The organism is Delftia sp. SD018, assembly GCF_017355445.1.
Taxonomy (GTDB): Bacteria; Pseudomonadota; Gammaproteobacteria; order Burkholderiales; family Burkholderiaceae_C; genus Comamonas; species Comamonas acidovorans.
Genome location: NZ_JADDRN010000007.1, coordinates 1 through 20,039 on the forward strand (window position 1 = coordinate 1; position 20,039 = coordinate 20,039).

Consider the following 20,039-nt stretch of genomic DNA (forward strand, 5'->3'; position numbering starts at 1 on the left):
CGTGGCAATGGCCGTGCTGCTTGGGCTGCTGGCCATCGCCCTGGCTGTGGCGGTGCAGTTGATGTGGGTCAAGTAGCTGTCACACGGCAGCAGCGGAAAGAGCCTTCCAGCGTGAAGCCAACCGAGCCGGTGCTGCTGTATACCCTCACATCCTGGCGAAGTCCCCATATTGTTTGCATGCTCACTTACGCCTAGCATGTGTCCACACTCAACGCAGTGGAGGTGCCATGGCCGATCCCGAAGAACCACTGGAAGTACGCTCAGAACGCTGGCAGTCGCTGAAGGGGCTGGACATCGCCTCCGTGGATCTGGGCCCCATCTGCGTGGTGCTCATGCTGACGCTGATCTGCATGGCCGTGATGATGCTGCTGGCCAAATCCGGCGCCGAGCAAGCACGGCAGGCCCAGCCATCGTCCCAGGCCAAGGGCCCAGCACCCCGACCGAAGCCGGCGCAGCCCGTGACCGAACCCGCCCAGCAACAGCCCTGGACACCGGCCTTGCGCACCTGAGGGCGACCTGAGGGAGACCTAAGGCCGACCTGAGGGCGTCAAGGCCAGGCAGCAGTACCTTCAGAGTTTCACCGAACGTGTCGCAATGAAGGTCGGCACGAACTTCTCGATCACAAAACGGGCATGGGGCTGCCAGTCTTCATGAAAGCCCGTCAGCACCAACCCCGCATCCAGCTGGCCGCCGATCTGATCGGCCAGCGTATGGCCGAACACCAGCGCCTCATTGCGCTCCCGCTTGGCATCAAGCGCTGCGGGCGGCAAATCCACCACATCGGAATACGGAAGGCGCCGCGCAGGCCGCATGAGCCCTTGCTCGCGCAACGCGGGATCGCGGTCCTCCACGAAGACCACCGGATTCCAGAAGCTGGACAGAAGGCGCCCACCCTTCGCGAGCACCCGCGCGCATTCACGCCATACGGGCCGCACATCAGGCACGTAGAGGTTGGAGATGGGGTGAAAGATCACATCGAAGCCGGCATCTGCAAAAACGCCCAGATCGCGCATATCGCCCTGCACGCAGGTCAGCGCAAGGCCTTCGCGCTGCGCCACATGACGGTCCTGTGCAAGCTGCCCGGCAGAGGCATCGAACACGGTGACCTGCGCGCCCGCCGCAGCAAGAATGGGCCCCTGCTGGCCGCCGCCGCCGGCAAGGCAGAGGATGCGCAGGCCGCGCACATCATCCAGCCAGCCCGCTGGCAAGGGGCCGGGCGTGAGCCGCGCCTGCCAGCTTCCGGCACGGGCCCGGGCTATTTCAGCGCTGTCGACCGGGCGCGACCAGTCGCAGTCTTTCGCTGCCTGCAGGTTCCAGGCGGCGGTGTTGTGGGCAAGGATGTCGATGGGTTCTGTCATGGGCACTCTTTCATAAAGAGGCCGCACGGCGACGCGAGATTGCGTTCAGAAAACGCGGAGCAGTCAACGGGCATGCAGGTGGTGACGCGGGCGTCCGCCGTGGGCCGGGAATGGGCTTCGGGGGGATCGGTCGGACTAGGGTCCGAAGGCGTCACAGGTTCATGTCAGGCTCGCAGCGGTCGCAGGAATGGAAGAGGCAAATTCTAAGACTGCGCAAATTGCACTGTCAAACCGCTGCGGCGCGTTCCCCACACGGTCATGCGGAAGTCACAACCGTGAGACGGCTTGGCTGTAAGTTGAACACGCACCCTCGATGGCGCTGGCTTCTGCTGCGCCATGGCGCGCCCGCTGACGACCGGCCTTTCCCAACCCGGCGCCCAATGGATACCGAGGAGCAACACTTTGAAGGAGAGCTATGCGTAGTCCCAAGAAAGGCCGAGAGCCGATCCGGCTCATGGACCTGGCCCCCGCCGTCTTCTGCATCCAGTGCGAACAGGAAAAACCCGCCACAGGAGCCCGCCAATTCCACGCGTGGCATGTGTGCAGCGACTGCTCGCAGAAGTTGGCCCAACTCCCCCCGGCGCAAGCACCCACGGCGCACCACGCGCACTGAGGCAAGCGATTCCCCAAAACGAAAGCCCGCCAGATGACGGGCTTTCTCATGCCCTTGCGGACATGAGCGGGCGCGGGAGCGGGACGTCGATGCGCGCCTACCAGGGCACAAACATGATCACCAGTGCCACAGCCACGATAGCGGCAACGATGTACATGGTTCGCTTGGTGGCGAACCGGTTGCGGGACGACGAGGTGGGCACTTGGCCCGGGGTGTTGGGAGTAGGTTTGTTCATGGCCTCAAGCATGGTCGCCGCGCGGGACCGGCCCTGTCGGACAAGCACAGCTAAGGCAATCAGCGCAGAGCATGACAAGAGCGTCGGCCTTGGCGCAAGGTGACGCTTGTGAACTGCCGTGGGCCCACTGAGCGCAAGTGGCCAGAAAAGACAAAGCCCGCGAGTGCGGGCTGTTGGTCAGATTTCGAAGGCAGTGCGGTCCACTGCATCCTTGATCCACGCAGGAGGCTTGCCCCGGCCAGTCCACGTTGCGCCAGTGGACGGATCACGGTACTTGGGCACGCCTGCACCGACGGGCGACTTGCGCTTGCCCGTGCTGAACACATCTTCCTGGGTCAATTGGAATTGCTGGACGAGCTCGCGAACCTTGGCGATGGCCCCGCCTTTTTCGGCTTTCAGGACTTCGGCGATGCGTGCTTCGATCTCTGCCTTTTGCTGCAGGAGCGTCTTGTAATCAGGTGTCATGGACTTTTCTTGGGTTGTATGCTAGCGAGTCAGCATTCTATGCACAAAATGCCGCACTGACATACCTTTGCATCGCAAACTGAAGGTTGCGGACGCAACAACACTCCCAACCTCCAGAGGTATAGAGTGGCGCAATGAACAAAGCACTGGAACTCTCAGGAATCGCGCTTGTGGCCCTGGCGCTCAGCGCATGCGCCCAACAGAAGCTCGCCCCCTCCGTGGGCATGGCCAATCCCGCATCGGTCTATTGCGGTGAAATCGGCGGACAAGTTCGGATGGAGAAGACGCCCCAGGGCCAGGAAGGCATCTGCGTGCTGCCGAACGGCACGGAAATGGAAGAGTGGACGCTGTACCGCAAGGACCATCCGGCCAAGTAGTGGGATAGCGCTCTGCACGAAACAGACGCAAGCCGTTAACGCCCCGCCGTCACTGCGCGGATGCACAGCGCAAATGCACAGCTATACGCTCGGAGCAGGTGCGAACCCGGCTGCAATCAAGCCACGCTCCACCTGCATCACGCAGCAGACCTGCAACTTCTTTACACGACGTAAAGCTTTCCTTCAGAAAAGGTCTGCATACTGGCCAGCAACGGATTCCGCCGAGCCTGGGAACTTTCTCCTCCCTCCCTCTCAAATCCCTTCCCCAGGCACGCCACCACGGCATCGGCATTTTTCTTCCAGGGCCCGCAGCTTCGCCGCTTGCGGGCCCTTTTCGTTGCCCCTTCAACGGCCGCAGTTCCAAGCGGACACCGTGTCGAAAGAACTCATACATACGGGGCATGCTCGACCTACATGAGCACCCTTACTTGGCTCGCACAGGGAAGCCTCACAAGCAGTTGAAATAGCGTCAGTCCCGAGACCCGCAATTCCCTGCTGATGGAGATAAGCATGAGTCAAGTCGTACCGAGTGAGTCTTTCAATCCGGACCCTGATGCCCGCTACCACCGGAGTCTTCTGGATGCCTTTCCGGTAAGGGGCAGCTACCAGCTCATTCAGTTGCGCAGCACCAGATCTCGCAGCCCCTTGCGACGTTTTGCGAAGGCTTGCATTCGGGCGGTTCGCGCACTTGTTCAATGACTTGAAGGGGATTGTGATGCGACATATTTTCCTCACATTTTTCTGGTCCGTCGTGACCCTCATCTCGCTGTACATCTCCACGCTGGCAGGGCCGATGCTCCCGGTCACGAGCTGAAATGCGGTTAACAGCCGGGCCTATGGTTGACTCATGGTTCTCCTCCTGGAATTCATAGGCATGCCCTGAAAAGGGCACCGGACTTTTTCTTCCCCGTGCCTGCACGTCGCAGGCATTCACAAGCTCGCAGCACCGCTGGCGGGCTTCTTTTTTGCGGGGTCCGCTTGCGGTTTTGGCCAGCTTTGTAGAGATGCAAGGCGGGCATACATCGGGTGCGCACAGCGAAGCGCCAGCGGCGCCAAGGTTCAGGCGACCAAGCAGAGGCTTATGCAGTTGCGGCATCAAGTACAGGACATTGAAGATGCGGAGCGCTCCGCATTGGGTCAAATGCCGGCATCGCGTAAGATGCTGATCCACCAGTAGAAGCGGGCGTCGTTCAATGGCAGAACGTAAGCCTCCTCTGAAAACGGCGATTCCCTGCAGAAACCTACGCCAAAACCTACGCCAAGCTGGACACCAAAAAGCCCGCATTGCGGGCTGTCTTTTTGGTGAGACTTCGGGTCGCTTCAGGTTTCCGCACGCAGCGCCTGCAGCTGCTCAGGCGGCAGCAGCGCCTCCTCCTCCGGCTTTTCCGCACCTGAGCACAACACTCCAAGCGGCGGCAGCTCGATCAACGCATCTGCCTGGTCCGGTGTGCCGTGCAGCCAAGCATCCCACTCGCCAGGCTCCAGCATCACTACGCCCCGCTTTTCTTTTCCTGGCCGGTGCATCAGCGACAGCACCGGGTGGCCGTCTGCGGGCTGCGTGATCATGGTGTAGTTGGGAACGACCTCGCCCGTCGCTGGGTCCACCCACTCCGAATACAGGCCTGCCAGGGCCGCAGGCTCGCCATCAACCCGCCGGAACGACCACCACACATTGCGCGACCCGAGACCCCAGTATGGCTCCACCCAGCTCTCCACCGGAATCAGGCAGCGCTGGCCCGCGCGCCAGGCCGGTGCGAACGTCCAAGACTTGGCCAGCGTCTCGCGCCGAGCGTTGTTCGTGCTCATCGGCTTGCCATCGGCCGTCATGGGCCGCCGCGTCTTCGAGCTGCGCGGGATCATGCCCCACTGCCCCACCTCCATCTCTCCGCCAGGCTTGATGTACGGACCCAGGGCCAGCGGCGTGACGTGCGGCTTCCACCATGGCAGTGGCGCCTGCCGGCCGACCCGCCACATGCGCTCGATCTCGGTCTCTCGTGGGGTGTTGTAGCGATTACAGATAGCGGCCTCCGTTGGTGATGACCCAAACTACTGCCCTTCCCATCCTCACTCTCTACATCTCTGACATCTGACCATGACAAGCGAAGCTCTCACTGACATCCAATTGCGATCTTTGCTGAAGTACGACCCAGATACTGGCCAATTTGAGCGCCTTGTTCGCATGGGGCGCTACCAGGCCGGGACACAGGTGGGGGCAAAGATGCGGAGCGGCTACATCGCAATCCGCATCAACTTCAAGCTGTACTACGCCCATCGCTTGGCATGGCTCTACGTTCATGGGGCTTGGCCGCCCGATCAAGTCGACCACATCAATGGAGCCCGGGATGACAACAGGATCGCCAACCTTCGTTTGGCGGATCGCTTTCGCAACACTCAAAACCTTCGCTCAGCCAAGGCGGGCAACAAGTCTGGACTGCTCGGCGTCTCCCCTCACCAAAACAGGTGGCGGGCTTTTCTCCATGTGCATGGCAAGACGCATCACCTCGGCCTGTACAACACCCCGGAAGAGGCTCACGCAGCCTACGTCGAAGCGAAGCGATCGATGCACGAGGGGAACACTTTGTAGAAGTGCACGCTGACTTACGCATAGTGTTACTGTATATTTATACAGTCATGAAAGTCAAAGTCACCATCCTCCGCGAGGCAGGCGCGCGCAGCTATCACCGCGGACCACAGCAAGAGGTCAGGGGCGAGCTGGACCTGCTGCACGCACCCGTGCCTGGCGAGAAGCGGACCGTCCCCGTGCTTCGCATCCTCGGAGACGACCGCAAGAACCAGCTCTTCGAGCCCCGCCTGATCTATGCGTGCGCGGGCAAGATGAAGTTCAGCGGGTTGGAGCACTGTGACCGCGCATGGCACGCGCAGGAGTGGTCCTGCGAGTTCGACTACTGATGGAGTTCGTCATGCTCAAGTACGAAGAATTTCCGACGCTGCTCACCTACCCGAAATGGCTGGATTGGCCAACACAGCAGGTGCTGCCAGGGTTGCCTGAGGACTATCGCATCGAGCAAATCCACAGCGATTGGTTCGTCGTCTGGGGCCCGGGAGACGACCGCGTGTACAGCGGCTGTGGCCCGGTCTCCGTGGACCGGTCGCCGGCCCCTTTCTGAAGCTCACCATGCAAAACCAACACCAGATCGAACGCGGCGTGATCGCAAAAGTGCGCGGCGAAGAGATGTCGGCAGCTCAGCGCCTGCTGCCCCCTCCCGAGCGTGGGCAGCCGCAGTACATAACCAGTGAGATTGACACCCTGCTTGCAGGCCGAGTGCGCATCACTTTTGAACTGCAGCGCTATTCGCACGGCCGCAATCAATTCTGGCATTGGGTAGGGCGCGGCGCCGAGCAACTGGAACTGTCTGCAGGCTGAGTGCCATGGCTGATGGCATGACCTGGGGCGGGTCGCCAACGGCGCCGGGCTGGTACGCCTGCGTCGTGGACTACGACCGCCTGCCCTTCCCGACTGCGCGCCGCTGGGAGGGCGGCGCCTGGGACGATGAGCGCGGCATCCGCGCGTTCGACGGGCCGCACCCCACTGCGGCTGATGCGCTGGACTGGGCTATGGAGAGGTGCCCCGAGGACTGATTTGCGAAAGACGCCAGCCTACAATGCCGTTTCCTTTACATGTGGAAACAATCATGCACCTTGGAAAAGCTCTCGCCGTCGCAGCCGTGACTCTCAGTGCAACTGCATCGCACGCGTGGACACTGGTCTACGCGAATGACGCAAGCGGGAACACCACTGCCGGCTCACTCCAATCCCTTCGAACTGCGGTAAACAATGGCGCGTCTGTCAAAGTGGTTGTCACTGCGCCTGGAACTCACAATTGGTCAGTGTTGTGCAACCAAGTTGCCGTCAAATTCGATGCTTCTCAAGGCGTGATTTGCGTTAGCGGAATGCAGCTTCTGATCGACAACTCCATGGGCGCCAACTTCGCGGCTGTGGCCAACCCTCCGCAAAGCGCAGATTTCACCATCAACACCCAGGGCCAGTACTCGCAATCAAACGTGCGGATCAGTGATGGCGTGCTGGTAAGCAAAACTCTTGTCTACCACCCGATGCAGTGGTTTGTTGACTAAAAACTTGGCCTATCGCTCGAGCGGCTGCGTGCACCCCATCAGCGCGGCCAGCAGCCGCACCTCGTAGGCCTCGCCCCAACCAATTACTGCAGCAGAGGGCTATGCAAACCACTACTCCTTAATGTCAACCACTATGTGCGATAGATTCCGTCTTGAAGTTAAACGATCCAAATGGGCCGTCCTATTCATTACATTTTCCACAGTACTAATCTGCGCTCAGCTATGCCGGTTCGCAACAAGCTTTCCATTCCCGCTCAACAAAGCAGGTTATTCCATTAGATCGCTTTGGGGAGTATATGCCACGGAATACGAACATTTTTCATTCGGATTCGGTTTGTCACTAGGGCTAGCCTGTATTGTTTGGTTCATCCTATATGTTGGCTTCCCTTTATCGTGCAAAGATACAGACCACAATATTAAATGTTGGAAAATCATACGCAATCGTATTATTGAGCCGTCCGTGTGGCGAGACTGGATAGGAGTGCAAGTTTTGCCAATAATTTTCCCCATCTTTTACTCATGGAAATGGGAACATTGCCAAGCGTATACGCCGCATATCTGTCCAGGCGGAAATGGCAATGGAACAGTTCAATTTGAGCAAATAGCTGCCGATTATGTCGGAATTATTTTCTTCTTGATTGCAATCTCGCTTTTTAGGCATTACCACTGCCTGACTATTCGCTCAGCCAGTTCTGCACAAAAATAGGAGTAATACGGCTAATTCATGCGTTGAGCGGTTACATTCTCTGTTGATCATAGGCTCTTGCCAATCGTAAACAATCCATTATTTCCCCCACAGGAGTAATGCACTTCGGTCAGCGCACCACCTTCGGCCAAGAATCCCGGATCAGCGCGGCGTCAGCGGCGTGGCCATCAGCCGATCGCGCGATGTCTGCACCGCGCTCTGCCATGCGTCCACCTCGGTCTGCCAGCTCTTGGAGTACGGCTGTGCAGGTTGAGGCGTACTGAGCGAGGGCGGGCTGGGCAGCTCCAGCGATGCGCTCGGGGAGGCCGGCAAAGTCGCCCCGCATGCCTGCAACAGTGCTGCGCCAGTCACGCAGGCTGCGGTCAAGATCCTGTTGCGCGGCCGCGTTGCGCTGGCCCGTGGCCTGGAAGGTTGCGAGTGCATCGTTTATCCCTTTCTGCAATCCGGCCATGTCGGCCACTGCCTGGCGCGTGGTTTTGAGTTCGGCGCTGGTCTGTTGGTGCTGCAGCTGCTCGATCTGCAGGCCGTAGAGCTGACCTTGAGTCCACCAGGCGCCACCGGCACCGATGGCAAGGGCCGCGCCGGCAGCGGCCAGATGGGTGTAGAAAGCGGGGATCATGGCTGGGCCTCGCATCGGTAGCCGTTGCGGCGCTGGGCCGCGCATGCGGATTGCTCTGCGCGGTCGCGGGCCTCAGGCAAGCCGCAGCGCTCCAGCACTTGGCCCGCGCCGATGTACCAGGCCGGCGCCATCTCGGCTTCAGCGGCAGCAATTTCGATCACGCGACAGGCCTGCAGCACAGAGCCAGACGGGACCACGGTGCAGCCGGCCAGTGCAAAGCCTGCGGCAATCAGGAGAGATTTCATTGGGCCTCCATACACGCGGCGTGCCGCGCCTGTTGACGGGTCCAGACGCCGCGGCAGATGCGGTTGCCTGGGGTGCTGCAGTCGTAGCGCCAGCGCTTCGGACGGCCGGCCGCGTCCCACTGGTAGGGTTCCCAGCCCGCCCCCTCGCGCTTGGGGCTGGTCATGAAGCGATAGCCCAGCAGGGCCTGGCAGGCGGGTGCGAACTGCCCGGCGAGCAGCCGCGTGCGCATGGGGCTGGTGCGCCAGGCGCCGATGCCGTACTGGTAGGTGAAGTCCAGATAGAGGTCGTATTCCGCTTGGTACAGGGCCACGCCCGGCAGGCTGTCTCGGAACATGGCCTCGTCCTTGGATGTGTGGCTGCGCACCAGCTGCAGCGCACGCTCGCGGCTGATCGGCGGGTCGGACAGCTGCACGGGCGTGCCGTCCTCGTAGACCGTGGAGCCGTGGCCTATGGTCGGCCGGTCGCCCTGCGTCGGGATGTGCGGGTCAGGCCGGAAGCCCTCAACGCCCAGCGTGGCCAGCAGGCCGGCGGCCGAGATGGTGAGCGCGGCGACGGCGGTGCGCGGGGCCTTGCTCACAACACCCCCATGTCGGTTGGAGATGTATCGGGCTCGTCATGCACTGGCCGGAGCGGGATGCCGGTCTTGCGCATCAGCTCCATGCGAAGCGCATGCTCGGCAGCTTCCTCTTGTCGGCTGGCTGTGGCACGCCTGCTGGCCTCCCGCCTGTAGTACCAGTTCACCAAGGTGCCCAGAAGCGCAATGCAGATGCCCAGCAAGCCGATAGCCTGGGAAGAGGCGAGCCAGCCGAGAAAGCCGACGACAGCCCCGCCGCCGGTGGTGCGACTGCCTGCCGTTGCGAGCGTGTCGAGGGTTTCAGTTTTCATAGCCCCGATGATTCCGGGGCCGGGCCGCGCTGGCGAACCCTACACGGGGGCGCTGGCGTGAAAACAATGTCTTGAGGCATGATTGCCCCCTTAAGCAGAGAGGTCACATGCACATCATTAAGCAAGCAGCTTTGGCAATCAGCTCGCCTTTACGCCTTCTCATTCGTCATGAGATACGCAAAAGTCCAATGCCAGGAAATCAAGATATATCGAGCGCCTTGCAGCACTTGGCAACTCTAAGTACGGCGGAATATGTCTTGTCCAACTTGCGCGGGGTGGATTCTGAAACGAGTGAGATTGACGTACTAACCAAAGCCATACATTCTGCAGAAATTTTAAACGATAAATTAGTCCTTGAGTTTGGTGTATTTTCGGGCAGAACAATAAATCACATCGCTAAATATGTAAATGGTCAAATTCACGGTTTTGACTCGTTTGAAGGACTTCCAGAAAGATGGAGGGATGGCTTCAAAAAAGGGCATTTCGCCGTTAACGGGCTACCAAAGGTTGGTCACAATGTGCGACTGTGGAAAGGATGGTTCCATGAAGCTCTGCCAGAATTTTTGAAAACACATGGTCAGGATATCGCATTGCTACATATAGACTGCGATCTTTATTCTTCGACAAAATATGTGCTTACAGAGCTATCAGACAGAATAAAATCAGGGTGCGTGATTGTATTTGATGAGTATTTTAACTATCCAGAATGGGAGCATGGCGAATACAAAGCTTTCCAGGAGTTCATTTCTGAACAAGGATTGAGTTATAAATATCTCTGCTTCAATAGATTTCACGAACAGGTAGCTGTCAAGATTCTTTGAGAAAATATCGTGAATCGAAACAGCTATTGAATCAAGCCAAAGTTATGGTCGGTGCAGGGGATGTTGTCTTATTGCTGTAGTTGTACGACACGCTGGTGCGGCCATCCGAGCTGACCTGAGCCTGCGTGCTGATGCGGCTCAGCGCACTGCTGAACATCTGTGCATAGACCTGCGCGCCGGTCTTTGCGGCGTCCAGCCGGGCCTGGTTCATCGCGTTGACGGTGTCGGTGTTGATCTTCCAGGCGCTGATGGTGTAGTTCTGCTGAGCCTCGTACTGCTTGATCTGAGTCTCCCAGCGTTTGGCTGCAATGCCGGCATCGGCCTCGTAGCGCGCCACATCGGCGCGGTAGACGTCGGACACGACGGCGGCCTTGCCCGACAGCGCCTGCATGCGCGCCCGTTCGGCATCAACACGCGCAGAGTACCCGCGCCACTCCTCGGACTTGGCGCGCACCAGGGCCTCGAAGATGCCCAGCTTGGCCTGAGCGCTTGCGCCCTGAGCGGAAACCACGGTGCCGAAGGCGGCGGACTTGGCCCGGTAGATCTCGACATTGGCGCTGGCCTCCGACTTCCAGGCTTCGAGCTTTTGCGTCTCGGCGTTCACGCTGGCCACGTAGCCGCGGATCGACTCGGCCGCAGCCTCGATGCGGGTGCGCTCCAGTTGCATGCGCGTGTTCAGGCCGCCCAGCTGGGCCTCGTACAGCCGCACCACGGCCATGCGCCCTTCCACCTCAGCACGGTACTGCTCTACCAGCGCGCGGTTCAGGTCTGCCTTCGTTTGCTCGGCCTGCAGCAGTCCCTTGAACACTTCGACCTTCGACAGCTCGGCATCGATGATGGTGCGGTAGACCGAGGCCAGTGTCTGGAAGCGCTGCATCAGCGCCTGGAAGTGGCCGACCTGGGCGTTGTAGATGGCGATGGCGTTCTCGGCATAGACCTTGGAGGCTTCAAAGCTGATCTGCTCCAGCTTCAGCGCCTCGTCGATCAGCATGCCTTCCAGTCGCAGGGCCTGGTCCACGGTGTCCTTCAGATTGGCCTGCTCCAGCTCCGCCTGCTTGATGGCCACGTCGCGCGACAGGCCCGACAGGGTGCTGTGGTAGTCCCGGCGCACCTGTAGCAGCGCCGCGTGCGTGGCACCGGCCGGGAAGCCGAAGCCCAGGGCCTCGGACTGGCGCATCACATCGTCGATCGCGGCCTGGGCCGTGCCGGTCTCCCGGTCGCGGGCCCGGTCCCATATTGCCTGCTCCACCGCCGGCGCCAGGCCCGTGCCGCCGGCCAAGCGCGCGCGCAGCGAGTCCTGCAGCGCCGTCATCAGCGCGCTGGCGTACTTCGGCCCCGGCGTGTAGCTGTAGGGTGTAGGCGCCACCAGGTCCAGCGTAGGCACGTTCTCCAGCTTCTCGAGGAAGTCCTCATGCAGATCCACGCCGGCGAATGTCGGCGTGTTCAGGCCCAGCATGGTGGGCAGCGCGGGCATGCTCACGGTTGGAGCATCTGGCACATCGACATCAGCGACAGCCGGAATCGTTGGCACAACGCCGAAGGTCAGCGTGGGCGCATCTCCGATGAGTGGCGCGGGCTCGAAGTCCGTGTCGATATCAACCGTGGGTGGCACAGCCGTGAACGGGGCCGGCTTGTCCCCCAGCACCGTCTCGTCGATGTCGTAGCCCAGGATGTCGTCCAGCGCGGGCGGCCGCGCCGGCGGGATCAAGGCCGGCGGCGCCTCCACAGCCTGCCAACTCACGGCAAGCGCGGGAGGCGTGTACAACGAACTGCCCAGTTGGGCCAAGAAGGCATCGGCCTGCGTGCGGGTCTCGCTCGCATAGGCGTTGGCCATGGAAAACTGCTGCGCGACTACTTCTGCGGGGCTTGCCATCACACTCTCCTCTTGGACGACACATCGCCCACTTCGATCAAATCAATCTGGAAATCCACGCCATCGACGTTCCGGTAGCCAAAGGCCAGGTAGTTCTCGCGGATGCCGCGACCGGGCTGGGCCCGCGACTCTCCCGCCGGCCGCACGGCAAAGCGGTAGACCCAGGAGCCGCTCTGGCCCTGGACCAGCAGCTCGCCCTCCTCCACACCGGCACCAGCACCAGCACCCGTGCCCAGCATCGAGAACCACACCGTGGGCGCGAACTTCTTGCGTGCATCGCCCCACAGCATCCGGCCAGTCAGCACCTCTGCCTGAATGGGCTGGCCAGCATCGCTGTCGCCGCCCAGGCCGAACAGGCCGTTGACGCTGCCGGCGTAGCGCGGCGTGATGCTCTGGAACGCAAAGCCGTCGTACTCGGTCACGGCGCCCGTCATGGTGTTCATGCAAATGGTGTTCATCAGACCCTCCTGAGCGTGATTTCGCGATCCTCAGGCGAGGGCCGCACCGTGTCTTCGTCTTTGGTCGGTATCGCGTCCGACCAGGTCACAAGCTGGCCATCCCGCAGCTCAATGTGGAAGACGCCTTTTTCGACCGCCTCGCCAAGCTCGGGGCAGTAAAACCAGCGCGGATACAGCTCTTCCTGTCCCGGCTCAACGATCTGGCGATCGCCCTCTCGGCAGTCGATCTTCAGTTGCTTGAGCAGCTTGAAGGCGCTGTCGAAATCCGCCAGCCGCAGCGTGCGCGCATAAAGCATGCCGGTGGCCATGCGGTTGTGCGGATACTCCTGGCCGTTTTCCATCTCGGACCACTCGATGCCAGTCTCGCTGTCCATCTGCGCCGGGAATCCGGCATCCTGGGCCGCCAGATAGGGTGAAACGCCCTGATGGCGCGACAGATTGGTGAGTTGGTCCAGCAGCTCGTGCGTGACTCCGAGTTGCGGCGGCAAGAGGCAATTGATGTCCTTGTTGGGGTCTGCTGCCGGCCATGTGAAAGGATTGGTAATGCGCTGCATCGGGCACTCGTAGGGGTAGCGCTTGAATGCCGCAGATGCCAACTGCTTTTCACCGACGGCATCACGCCAGCGCCACTCAAAAAAGACACGCACTGAATAGGACGGCTCGCCCACTGGCCTCATCTGCCCTCGCACAGCATCCTCGTTCTGCACCCAACGGTTGTCCTGCTGCTCAACGCTCACGCAGATTGCCGCCATGAACTGGGCTCGGTAGTCATGCTCAATCACATAGCGAGTCGTGTACTGGTAGCTGATGTCATTGCGCATGAGCTCCTCGACGGAAACCTTCTCTCCGGTCTCGGCCAAGATTCTGTTGTAGATCTGAACCAACTCTGGGTACGCGTTTGCACTGGCCGCCGCATTGAAGGCATCCAGATATTGCGCAACGGTCCCACCGACGGGGAAATCTGGAAACTCATACCAAGGCAGTTCATAGCCGCGCCCCGGGTATGATGCATATGAAAAGTAGTAATCTTGGTTATCCGAAAGCACCGACCATCCGGTGGCGTCAATATTTTTGCTCACATACTCGATACGCCCACCCATTTCGGCGCTCACCGCTCCGGCAAGGATCGGCACGGCATACCAACCCAAGTCTATGGAGGCCGCAGAATTCGACACGTTTTGCTTGCGTTCGATCGCACGCACTTTCAACTGATTGCTGACAACGCCATATCGCCAGAGATTGGCATTGCTCTGATAATTCTTAGCCACACAAAGCAGATCTCCCGCCGCCCACATATATTGGTAAGGATATGAGCTATCCAAAATCAATTTTGCATAGCCTACTCCCTGCTCTGGAAGTGCAAATAGATCCGGGTACACAATGGGCGAACCTTTAACTTGGAGGATTCGCACCATTCGTGCAGCCTCCCCTTTTTCTGGCTCGACTCCAATATCCACCCATGAAATATTCCAGCGTCCAAAGCCATTCTTTGGAGCGTTGTCGTATCCATACTGATCCACCAACTGCAGCGAAGTAGATCCTTCAAGTTTTTGATAAACCCCAGGAACCCCTGAAGATTCGCTGACAAAATCGGCCTGCTGCACAAAAACTGTCGCGTCTGCGTCGCGGTCCAGCGTATTTTTTATTTCATTGACAACATCCACTGCACCAGGGTTGATGGCTGGATTGAAGCGCCTTTGAGTTCGGGCTTTGCGCGCATATTGCTCGGCTTTAATCCGCTCAACATGCTCCGCCATCATGGTCACTTCATAGATGTCAAACGTCTGCGATACCAGATGCTTGTCATAGAGGTTCGTCGCCAGCAACACCCCCCGCGCATCAGAGGCGTGCGGGAGCATCTCTCCGATGCTCTGGCCCTGGTTGTCGAGCACAGGCTCCACGGTGTAGAGCACCTGGCCGTCCTCATCGACCACCTGGCTCCCCAGCGCAACATGGCAAGGGTGTGGCACATGGGCCGCGTTGCCTCCCGCCTCGTCTGGGTAGGACAGGTTGATCGCCAGTGCCCGCGTGGCGTCGCCCACTACCGGACTGTCATGCACGAACCAGTCCCAGAACTCGCGGCCTGACGGCACCATGGGCAACACGACGGCCTCGTCTTCAAGCTCAATCACCGCCTGGTTGTCCTGCACGATGCCGTTTTCTGCCTGGGGCACGGCGGCGTCATCGACGACCCATTGCGTGCCACCCTCGACCGTTTCGCGCCGATAGATCAAGGGCGTGGACCAGGGCGACTCGACCATGAACCCGTGCGGTATCCGGATGCCCCCACCCTCTTCCTCGGCGGGCTCGATGTAGATCCGATCGTCTGGCCCGTTGCGCACCACGCGCATCTTGCTGCCATCGCCCAGCACCAGGGCCTCGTCAATGTGGTCCACGATGGTCGTCGTCGCGCGCAGGCAGAACAGCCGATAGGCATCTGCCATCAGCCGGGCCGTGCCCGGCGGCAGCCCGTCGCCGTAGACCGTCAGCGCCGTGGGGTGGCGGTGGCGGCCATCGATGAAGGCAAAGGGGTCCTGCATGCCTTGTCCCTATGCCTGCGGCACGGCCAGGTACTGCGGCACGCGGTCGACCATGCGCAGTGTGGCCGACACCTCCACAGCTGCAGTGGCGTAGCGCGACTCGGTCAGCCGCACGGCGCCGCCCTGGTGCGTGCCGGCCACGATCACGCCGTCGGCGATGCACAGCATTGCAGCGTCGAGGATGTCTTCGCCCGCGCGCACCATGCCGGCCGGTGTTGCGACGCCCGACCCCAGCACCACGCGGGCGGGTACGGCCTGCTGGTAGGCCAGCGCGTCAAAGGCCGTGCCCGCCAGAAAGGCCAGCTCCTGCTGCGTGCCCACCCAGATGCCGTTGTTTGCCGGCTGCACCAGCGTGATCGGGGCCGAGAAACGCTTGAAGTCGCGCGCAGGAATACCCAGCTCCCAGCGGTGCGGCTGCGAGGCGTATAGCACATCGCCCCGGGCCACCAGCACGCGACCGCGCCAGAACGCAGGCAGGATGCCGGCAGGCAGCGGCGCGCAGTCCAGCGTGGCGCATGGCAGGGCCAGAGCCGCATTGGCGCCGGTGAATGAGAACATGCTGCCCACGGCATCACCGGCCAGGTAGAAGGCCTCGCCGTCGCGGCTGGACAGGTACACGCGCAGCCCATGCCCGGCCAGGACCGGCAGGTCCATCAGCACCAAGCCACCGTCGGGAAGATCCACCGGCTCGCTCACCACGGCGCCGCCCTCCAGCCCATCAGCCAACCGCACATGCGTCAGCGCCCAGCGGTAGCGGCCGGGGTGCAGGCTGCCGGGCACGCCCTGGGCCGTCCCCACGGCATCGGGCAGCGGCACGCCCCAGCCCTGGCCCGCTCCACCGCGCGTGGCTCCGGCGATGGCGCCATTGCTGAACAGCGTGCGCCCGTCGGGCAGATCGCAGTACCAGACCCGCTCGGGGCCCAGCAGCGGGTGCACGGTGGTCTCAGCGCCACCGGCCGCCCGCGCCACCAGGGCATTGCCCTCGTGCGTGGCCAGCAGCACGCCGTCGGGGCGCTCATGCAGGTTCTTGTGGCAGGTGGCATCCAGCTGCGTGAAGCCCGCTCGCCGGCGCAACTCACCGCTCAGTCCGATGTCGCAGTTGACGGCCCGGGCCAGCTCGGACTCGCCCAGGCGGTGGGGCGGCAGCACGTTGTTGATGCCGGAGAATTTCTGGAACGTCAGCATTGGTTGTCTCTCTGAAGGGTCGGCATGCCGAAATGCGTGCGCCGGCCAGCAGACACGACCAGGTGGCCCTGCACCAGCTGTGACACGCCGAAGGTGACGACGCTGCCGCCTGCGGCCTGGTGCCCGAACGCCGTCCAAGCCCGCGGGCGGCCGAAGCGGCTACGTGGCGCGCTGGCCAGCTGCCGGTGCCCCCAGGGATCGACGCCGACGGGTCGGCCAAACGCTGTGCGGGGGCGGTAGGGCCTCACCAGATGCCAGCCGGTGGCCGCGTGCTGGCCGGCCTGAGTCGCGCGCCAGCCCGTGGCCGTGCCGAGCATTGCTGTAGAGGGCCTGCCCCACGCTGTGGCCACCCAGCCCAGGGCCTGGCCCTGCACCGTGCTGACCGGCAGGCCAAACATGGGGGCATGCCAGGCCGTCGCCTGCCCCACCTGGTCGGGTACCGCCCGCGCCTGGCCGAACCGGCTCGCCTGCCAGCCCCGCGCCGTGCCCGTACGGGATGGCGCCGGCGTGCCAGCGATGGCCACCGGCCGCCCAAACACCGTCCGGGCCGCGCCATGGGCCTGCAGCGTCCGGTCGGTAGGCGTGCTTGGGATGCCGAAACGCGTGGTGGGCGTGTAGTAGGCAGCACGCCAGAACTGGCCAGCGTCCGGCGTGCCGAACTGCGTGACGCGGCCCAGGCTGTCGGCAAACATCGGATACAGCACCGGCCGCCCGAGCTGACTGGCGCGCCAGCCGGCAGCCTGCCCCACCTGGTTGAACATGCCCCAGGCCGCTCCGAACACCGTGGCCTGCACACCGGCGGCCTCACCGCGTTGGTCAAACCGGCCCGAGGCCTCGCCGAACTTCGTGGCCACAAAGCCGAGCGGCGTGTAGCTTCGCACCGCATCGGCCGTGCCAAAGGCCGTGGTTACGCTGTATGGCTGAACGGCATTCCATGCAGTCGACACCACGGAGCCGAACTTTGTGGCAACAAAGCCCGAGGCACGGCCGACTTCTTCAACGAAGGAGATATCCGCAGCATTGGCTGCCGGCGGCGTGTAAGGGGCACTGCCCGCCCAACTCGCGTCAGCAGCGTTGTACGGTGGCGGCGTGTATGCCATGGCCTGTCTCAGCCCGGCGTCACGCGCAGCACGCGGTCGTTGTAGACAGCGCCCGCTGCATCATCAAGAAACAGCACACTGCACTCGTCGGCAGTCAACGTGCCCAGCTCGTAGGCGCCTGTCGCAGCGTCGCTGACAGCACTACCCGCCAAGGCTCCAGTGGCACGGTAGTAGGCACGCACCGTGCGGCTGGCAGGCATATCCGCGTCATCACGCACTGTCCCGGAAATGGCGTAGGCACCGTTCGGAAACGGCCCTGCAGGTGTGTAGTTGCTGGTGTAGCGCGCAAGGCCCTTGGTGATGCGCACTTCGTCGATGTGGGCGGGCAATAGGCCCGTGCCTACACTTCCTGAAAAAACAGCGGCGCCAACCCCCAGCGGACGACTGGCGCCGAAGTCCACTGCAGGGCTTGCAGACCAAACTTGCACGCCGTCAACGAATGCGCGAAATACGCCAGATGCCCGCGTCAAGGCCAAGTCGTACCAAGTATTCAACGCAAGCGCCGGGCCCACATCTCCGCTCAGCGCTCCCGTCCAGATACACAGGTGGTTTGCGCTATTGATGAAGAGCACCATGGTGTCACTTCCGTTGGCGTCGCGGAAGTCCAACAGGTTCCGGTCCGTTCCGGTTCCTGCGGTAATGAAAACCGATGACTCCAGGGTCAGATCGGCAGTGCCAAAGCCGAACGCTGGATTGCTGGCATACCGCGCGAACGCTCCAGCACTCTGCCCGCTCAACAGCGATGCAGTCCCGTAGCGCTTTTGCGCCGTGCTCAGCTGAGCGCCGCCCAGTGCACTCGGCACCAGGGCGTTGATGGATTGATCCGTCAGGGTCGTACTGCCGTTGGCGCCATCGGCGTGCAGCAGCAACGAAACAGAGGCGAATGCGGAATCCCCTGGCATGCGCGGCTCACAAGGAGAAGATCTTGTTGACGCCGTTGTCCCAGTTCACGCCGATATTGCCGCCGTTGGTGGCCAGCGGGAAGCCGGTGATCTGGTCGATGATGGCGAGCAGCGGCGACGTGGCGGCGCTGCCCGTGTCCTTGTACAGGGCCACGCCCAGGGTCGTGTCGCCCGCAGCCACCGAGGGGAACACGATGTCGTCCGCATCGAAGGCGCCGCCGGCAACAGTCTTGCCGGCCAGCGTCTGGTCCGCGCCCAGACGGTGTGCAGCAATGCCCGCCAGGAACTCATCGGTGGCCACGATGGGCGCATAGGAGTTCTTGAGCAGCACCGCCTTGATGGTGTCGCTCACAAAGTTGATCTGGCCCTGCAGGATGCGCTCGCGCCCCTTGACGTAGAGAGTGTTTGCCATGGTGTGTGCTCCGGCTCGCGCCCGAGGCGCTGCAATGGTTTGGACACCATGGAGTGTTCCTGTGGCCGGCCTTGATGGCGAACCCTGGACGGGGCACGCGCTCCACAGAAGTGGGCGACCAATTACATCAACGCAATCTCAATCGTTAGCAAAGTAATAGTTAGCCAAATAACGAATTTAAAACTATTGGACGGCACCATCAATTGCCAGCCTATTAAAAATTACCTAAAAAACTCCAGTAGCATGCATAGCTTCACAGACTGGAGGAGTAGTTTCAAATGAAATCATTCAAGATGGTGGCGGCGTCAATTGGTGCGGCTGCCGCAATGTTCTCGGCAGGAGCATCCGCACAAAGCGGCGGCGTGCTGCTACCTATCACGATCACAAACGCATCTGGCAACGTTGCCGACATGGCCAAAGCTGCGGATGGCAATCCAAATACCATCTGGAACGCGGGTGGGGGGGCTACTCAATGGATAGACATTGACCTCGGCTCCGAGAGAATGTTCTCTATTCTGAGAATGCTCCCTGCGCAAAATCCGTCAGGCAACACCGTGCATCACATTTGGGGCAGGAATGATGCAGGTCAATGGTTTGACTTCGGCGAAGTAGCTGGACAAACAAGTGATAACCAATGGATTGAATTTAACAATCTTTTGGAAATCCCTGTTCGAGTGATCATTCTGCAAACCACAAGCTCACCCTCTTGGGTAGCTTGGAGAGAATTCCAAGTATATGATGGAGGGACACTCTTTGAAAGCTGCCACACCAATCAACCGAATGGAATTACTGTTTACAGAACGGCACAATTAGGACGATGCTCTGACTACCAGTTTGGCACCACATACTTCATGAGAGATGTCCGCAACCAAAGAACGGGCACCGAAATATTGACCTGCTCTACTGCAAATCTATATGGCTGGAAGTGGATACCAGGAAATGGAACTGGCAATCCACCTGCAAGTGGTAGATGCGGCGCATACCAATTTGATCAGGTATATAAAATGCGAAAAAATTAAAAATTCGCGCTTTATCTCGCCGCTGATTTCAAATGCACACTGCGCCGCTCAATGATCGAGACCTACTGGCTGGTCATCATCGGGCTCGGCGCCGTGGGCTTCATCTGGCAGTTCCGGCGGCAAGGTTGCCG

The 20,039-nt window shown here is 61.1% G+C and carries 25 protein-coding genes; 10 read left to right on the top strand and 15 right to left on the bottom strand.

Annotated elements, in window-relative coordinates:
• The first annotated feature begins 227 nt into the window (after nt 1–227).
• Nucleotides 228–509 (top strand): hypothetical protein, encoded by a 282-nt coding sequence (locus INR38_RS09065; protein WP_207475804.1) that lies wholly within the window; start codon nt 228–230, stop codon nt 507–509.
• Between the two features lie 60 nt (nt 510–569).
• Here INR38_RS09065 and INR38_RS09070 read toward each other — a convergent pair whose 3' ends face one another.
• The 3 genes from INR38_RS09070 to INR38_RS09080 all read right to left on the bottom strand — a co-directional run bounded on the left by INR38_RS09070 (nt 570) and on the right by INR38_RS09080 (nt 2,671).
• A complete protein-coding gene (locus INR38_RS09070) occupies nt 570–1,358 on the bottom strand; it encodes a class I SAM-dependent methyltransferase (RefSeq protein WP_013802150.1) in 789 nt (262 codons plus the stop codon).
• A 710-nt stretch (nt 1,359–2,068) separates the two neighbouring features.
• Complete coding sequence (locus tag INR38_RS09075) at nt 2,069–2,206, bottom strand: hypothetical protein (protein ID WP_172642938.1); 138 nt, start codon at nt 2,204–2,206, stop codon at nt 2,069–2,071.
• Between the two features lie 177 nt (nt 2,207–2,383).
• Complete coding sequence (locus INR38_RS09080; RefSeq protein ID WP_012205896.1) at nt 2,384–2,671, bottom strand: H-NS histone family protein; 288 nt, start codon at nt 2,669–2,671, stop codon at nt 2,384–2,386.
• Between the two features lie 134 nt (nt 2,672–2,805).
• On the opposite strand from INR38_RS09080, the gene INR38_RS09085 reads away from it, so the two are divergent.
• Entirely contained in the window at nt 2,806–3,048 is a 243-nt protein-coding gene (locus INR38_RS09085; protein ID WP_034394419.1) for a DUF333 domain-containing protein, read from the top strand.
• A 1,320-nt stretch (nt 3,049–4,368) separates the two neighbouring features.
• Here INR38_RS09085 and INR38_RS09090 read toward each other — a convergent pair.
• Nucleotides 4,369–5,022: an SOS response-associated peptidase family protein gene (locus tag INR38_RS09090; protein WP_242699011.1), complete on the bottom strand. Its 654-nt coding sequence runs from the start codon at nt 5,020–5,022 to the stop codon at nt 4,369–4,371.
• A gap of 118 nt (nt 5,023–5,140) precedes the next feature.
• On the opposite strand from INR38_RS09090, the gene INR38_RS09095 reads away from it, so the two are divergent.
• From INR38_RS09095 to INR38_RS09120, 6 genes are read left to right on the top strand one after another with little or no spacing between them, the layout of a single operon-like run.
• The gene (locus INR38_RS09095; RefSeq protein WP_207475806.1) at nt 5,141–5,632 is read left to right on the top strand and encodes an HNH endonuclease signature motif containing protein; all 492 of its coding nucleotides are present in this window, start codon (nt 5,141–5,143) and stop codon (nt 5,630–5,632) included.
• Nucleotides 5,633–5,679: 47 nt separating this feature from the next.
• On the top strand, nt 5,680–5,958 hold the full coding sequence (locus tag INR38_RS09100) for a hypothetical protein (RefSeq protein WP_063325459.1): 279 nt from the start codon (nt 5,680–5,682) through the stop codon (nt 5,956–5,958).
• Nucleotides 5,959–5,969: 11 nt separating this feature from the next.
• Nucleotides 5,970–6,176: a hypothetical protein gene (locus tag INR38_RS09105; RefSeq protein WP_225970989.1), complete on the top strand. Its 207-nt coding sequence runs from the start codon at nt 5,970–5,972 to the stop codon at nt 6,174–6,176.
• An 8-nt stretch (nt 6,177–6,184) separates the two neighbouring features.
• Nucleotides 6,185–6,433 carry a hypothetical protein gene (locus INR38_RS09110; RefSeq protein ID WP_207475808.1) on the top strand — a complete coding sequence of 83 codons (249 nt, stop codon included), beginning with the start codon at nt 6,185–6,187 and terminating at the stop codon, nt 6,431–6,433.
• 5 nt (nt 6,434–6,438) lie between these two features.
• A complete protein-coding gene (locus tag INR38_RS09115) occupies nt 6,439–6,648 on the top strand; it encodes a hypothetical protein (protein WP_207475810.1) in 210 nt (69 codons plus the stop codon).
• Nucleotides 6,649–6,701: 53 nt separating this feature from the next.
• Nucleotides 6,702–7,142 (top strand): hypothetical protein, encoded by a 441-nt coding sequence (locus INR38_RS09120; RefSeq protein WP_207475812.1) that lies wholly within the window; start codon nt 6,702–6,704, stop codon nt 7,140–7,142.
• 815 nt (nt 7,143–7,957) lie between these two features.
• On the opposite strand, the gene INR38_RS09125 is transcribed toward INR38_RS09120, so the two are convergent.
• The 4 genes from INR38_RS09125 to INR38_RS09140 are packed head-to-tail and all read right to left on the bottom strand — an operon-like array spanning nt 7,958 to nt 9,598.
• The gene (locus tag INR38_RS09125) at nt 7,958–8,467 is read right to left on the bottom strand and encodes a hypothetical protein (RefSeq protein ID WP_207475814.1); all 510 of its coding nucleotides are present in this window, start codon (nt 8,465–8,467) and stop codon (nt 7,958–7,960) included.
• Nucleotides 8,464–8,712, bottom strand: a complete 249-nt coding sequence (locus tag INR38_RS09130; protein WP_207475816.1) for a hypothetical protein — start codon at nt 8,710–8,712, stop codon at nt 8,464–8,466. Before INR38_RS09130 ends, INR38_RS09125 begins: the two co-directional genes overlap by 4 nt.
• Nucleotides 8,709–9,290 (bottom strand): lysozyme, encoded by a 582-nt coding sequence (locus INR38_RS09135; protein WP_207475818.1) that lies wholly within the window; start codon nt 9,288–9,290, stop codon nt 8,709–8,711. The genes INR38_RS09130 and INR38_RS09135 overlap by 4 nt, the downstream gene beginning before the upstream one ends.
• Nucleotides 9,287–9,598 (bottom strand): holin, encoded by a 312-nt coding sequence (locus tag INR38_RS09140; protein ID WP_016453337.1) that lies wholly within the window; start codon nt 9,596–9,598, stop codon nt 9,287–9,289. The genes INR38_RS09135 and INR38_RS09140 overlap by 4 nt, the downstream gene beginning before the upstream one ends.
• Nucleotides 9,599–9,705: 107 nt before the next feature.
• On the opposite strand from INR38_RS09140, the gene INR38_RS09145 reads away from it, so the two are divergent.
• The gene (locus INR38_RS09145; RefSeq protein ID WP_207475820.1) at nt 9,706–10,419 is read left to right on the top strand and encodes a class I SAM-dependent methyltransferase; all 714 of its coding nucleotides are present in this window, start codon (nt 9,706–9,708) and stop codon (nt 10,417–10,419) included.
• A gap of 31 nt (nt 10,420–10,450) precedes the next feature.
• Here INR38_RS09145 and INR38_RS09150 read toward each other — a convergent pair whose 3' ends face one another.
• Genes INR38_RS09150 through INR38_RS09180 form a run of 7 tightly spaced genes read right to left on the bottom strand, consistent with a single transcriptional unit; the run spans nt 10,451 to nt 18,889 of the window.
• A complete protein-coding gene (locus INR38_RS09150; RefSeq protein WP_207475822.1) occupies nt 10,451–12,292 on the bottom strand; it encodes a hypothetical protein in 1,842 nt (613 codons plus the stop codon).
• Nucleotides 12,292–12,750 carry a hypothetical protein gene (locus INR38_RS09155; protein WP_207475824.1) on the bottom strand — a complete coding sequence of 153 codons (459 nt, stop codon included), beginning with the start codon at nt 12,748–12,750 and terminating at the stop codon, nt 12,292–12,294. Before INR38_RS09155 ends, INR38_RS09150 begins: the two co-directional genes overlap by 1 nt.
• The gene (locus INR38_RS09160) at nt 12,750–15,290 is read right to left on the bottom strand and encodes a hypothetical protein (protein WP_207475826.1); all 2,541 of its coding nucleotides are present in this window, start codon (nt 15,288–15,290) and stop codon (nt 12,750–12,752) included. The genes INR38_RS09155 and INR38_RS09160 overlap by 1 nt, the downstream gene beginning before the upstream one ends.
• 9 nt (nt 15,291–15,299) lie before the next feature.
• Nucleotides 15,300–16,475, bottom strand: a complete 1,176-nt coding sequence (locus tag INR38_RS09165) for a hypothetical protein (RefSeq protein WP_207475828.1) — start codon at nt 16,473–16,475, stop codon at nt 15,300–15,302.
• Nucleotides 16,469–17,575: a hypothetical protein gene (locus INR38_RS09170; protein ID WP_207475830.1), complete on the bottom strand. Its 1,107-nt coding sequence runs from the start codon at nt 17,573–17,575 to the stop codon at nt 16,469–16,471. Before INR38_RS09170 ends, INR38_RS09165 begins: the two co-directional genes overlap by 7 nt.
• A gap of 8 nt (nt 17,576–17,583) precedes the next feature.
• Complete coding sequence (locus INR38_RS09175; protein WP_207475832.1) at nt 17,584–18,477, bottom strand: LamG domain-containing protein; 894 nt, start codon at nt 18,475–18,477, stop codon at nt 17,584–17,586.
• A 7-nt stretch (nt 18,478–18,484) separates the two neighbouring features.
• Nucleotides 18,485–18,889, bottom strand: coding sequence for a hypothetical protein (locus tag INR38_RS09180; RefSeq protein WP_207475834.1), 405 nt, complete (start codon nt 18,887–18,889; stop codon nt 18,485–18,487).
• A gap of 278 nt (nt 18,890–19,167) precedes the next feature.
• Here INR38_RS09180 and INR38_RS09185 point away from each other — a divergent pair, with 278 nt between their 5' ends.
• Nucleotides 19,168–19,908: a discoidin domain-containing protein gene (locus tag INR38_RS09185; protein ID WP_207475836.1), complete on the top strand. Its 741-nt coding sequence runs from the start codon at nt 19,168–19,170 to the stop codon at nt 19,906–19,908.
• The last annotated feature ends 131 nt before the right edge of the window (nt 19,909–20,039 follow it).

Bases quoted from the DNA above. Each gene is read 5' to 3' on its own strand.
- INR38_RS09065 (WP_207475804.1), top strand. From the start codon at position 228: ATGGCCGATCCCGAAGAACCACTGGAAGTACGCTCAGAACGCTGGCAG.
- INR38_RS09070 (WP_013802150.1), bottom strand. From the start codon at position 1,358: ATGACAGAACCCATCGACATCCTTGCCCACAACACCGCCGCCTGGAAC.
- INR38_RS09075 (WP_172642938.1), bottom strand. From the start codon at position 2,206: ATGAACAAACCTACTCCCAACACCCCGGGCCAAGTGCCCACCTCGTCG.
- INR38_RS09080 (WP_012205896.1), bottom strand. From the start codon at position 2,671: ATGACACCTGATTACAAGACGCTCCTGCAGCAAAAGGCAGAGATCGAA.
- INR38_RS09085 (WP_034394419.1), top strand. From the start codon at position 2,806: ATGAACAAAGCACTGGAACTCTCAGGAATCGCGCTTGTGGCCCTGGCG.
- INR38_RS09090 (WP_242699011.1), bottom strand. From the start codon at position 5,022: ATGTGGCGGGTCGGCCGGCAGGCGCCACTGCCATGGTGGAAGCCGCAC.
- INR38_RS09095 (WP_207475806.1), top strand. From the start codon at position 5,141: ATGACAAGCGAAGCTCTCACTGACATCCAATTGCGATCTTTGCTGAAG.
- INR38_RS09100 (WP_063325459.1), top strand. From the start codon at position 5,680: ATGAAAGTCAAAGTCACCATCCTCCGCGAGGCAGGCGCGCGCAGCTAT.
- INR38_RS09105 (WP_225970989.1), top strand. From the start codon at position 5,970: ATGCTCAAGTACGAAGAATTTCCGACGCTGCTCACCTACCCGAAATGG.
- INR38_RS09110 (WP_207475808.1), top strand. From the start codon at position 6,185: ATGCAAAACCAACACCAGATCGAACGCGGCGTGATCGCAAAAGTGCGC.
- INR38_RS09115 (WP_207475810.1), top strand. From the start codon at position 6,439: ATGGCTGATGGCATGACCTGGGGCGGGTCGCCAACGGCGCCGGGCTGG.
- INR38_RS09120 (WP_207475812.1), top strand. From the start codon at position 6,702: ATGCACCTTGGAAAAGCTCTCGCCGTCGCAGCCGTGACTCTCAGTGCA.
- INR38_RS09125 (WP_207475814.1), bottom strand. From the start codon at position 8,467: ATGATCCCCGCTTTCTACACCCATCTGGCCGCTGCCGGCGCGGCCCTT.
- INR38_RS09130 (WP_207475816.1), bottom strand. From the start codon at position 8,712: ATGAAATCTCTCCTGATTGCCGCAGGCTTTGCACTGGCCGGCTGCACC.
- INR38_RS09140 (WP_016453337.1), bottom strand. From the start codon at position 9,598: ATGAAAACTGAAACCCTCGACACGCTCGCAACGGCAGGCAGTCGCACC.
- INR38_RS09145 (WP_207475820.1), top strand. From the start codon at position 9,706: ATGCACATCATTAAGCAAGCAGCTTTGGCAATCAGCTCGCCTTTACGC.
- INR38_RS09150 (WP_207475822.1), bottom strand. From the start codon at position 12,292: ATGGCAAGCCCCGCAGAAGTAGTCGCGCAGCAGTTTTCCATGGCCAAC.
- INR38_RS09155 (WP_207475824.1), bottom strand. From the start codon at position 12,750: ATGAACACCATTTGCATGAACACCATGACGGGCGCCGTGACCGAGTAC.
- INR38_RS09160 (WP_207475826.1), bottom strand. From the start codon at position 15,290: ATGCAGGACCCCTTTGCCTTCATCGATGGCCGCCACCGCCACCCCACG.
- INR38_RS09165 (WP_207475828.1), bottom strand. From the start codon at position 16,475: ATGCTGACGTTCCAGAAATTCTCCGGCATCAACAACGTGCTGCCGCCC.
- INR38_RS09170 (WP_207475830.1), bottom strand. From the start codon at position 17,575: ATGGCATACACGCCGCCACCGTACAACGCTGCTGACGCGAGTTGGGCG.
- INR38_RS09175 (WP_207475832.1), bottom strand. From the start codon at position 18,477: ATGCCAGGGGATTCCGCATTCGCCTCTGTTTCGTTGCTGCTGCACGCC.
- INR38_RS09180 (WP_207475834.1), bottom strand. From the start codon at position 18,889: ATGGCAAACACTCTCTACGTCAAGGGGCGCGAGCGCATCCTGCAGGGC.
- INR38_RS09185 (WP_207475836.1), top strand. From the start codon at position 19,168: ATGAAATCATTCAAGATGGTGGCGGCGTCAATTGGTGCGGCTGCCGCA.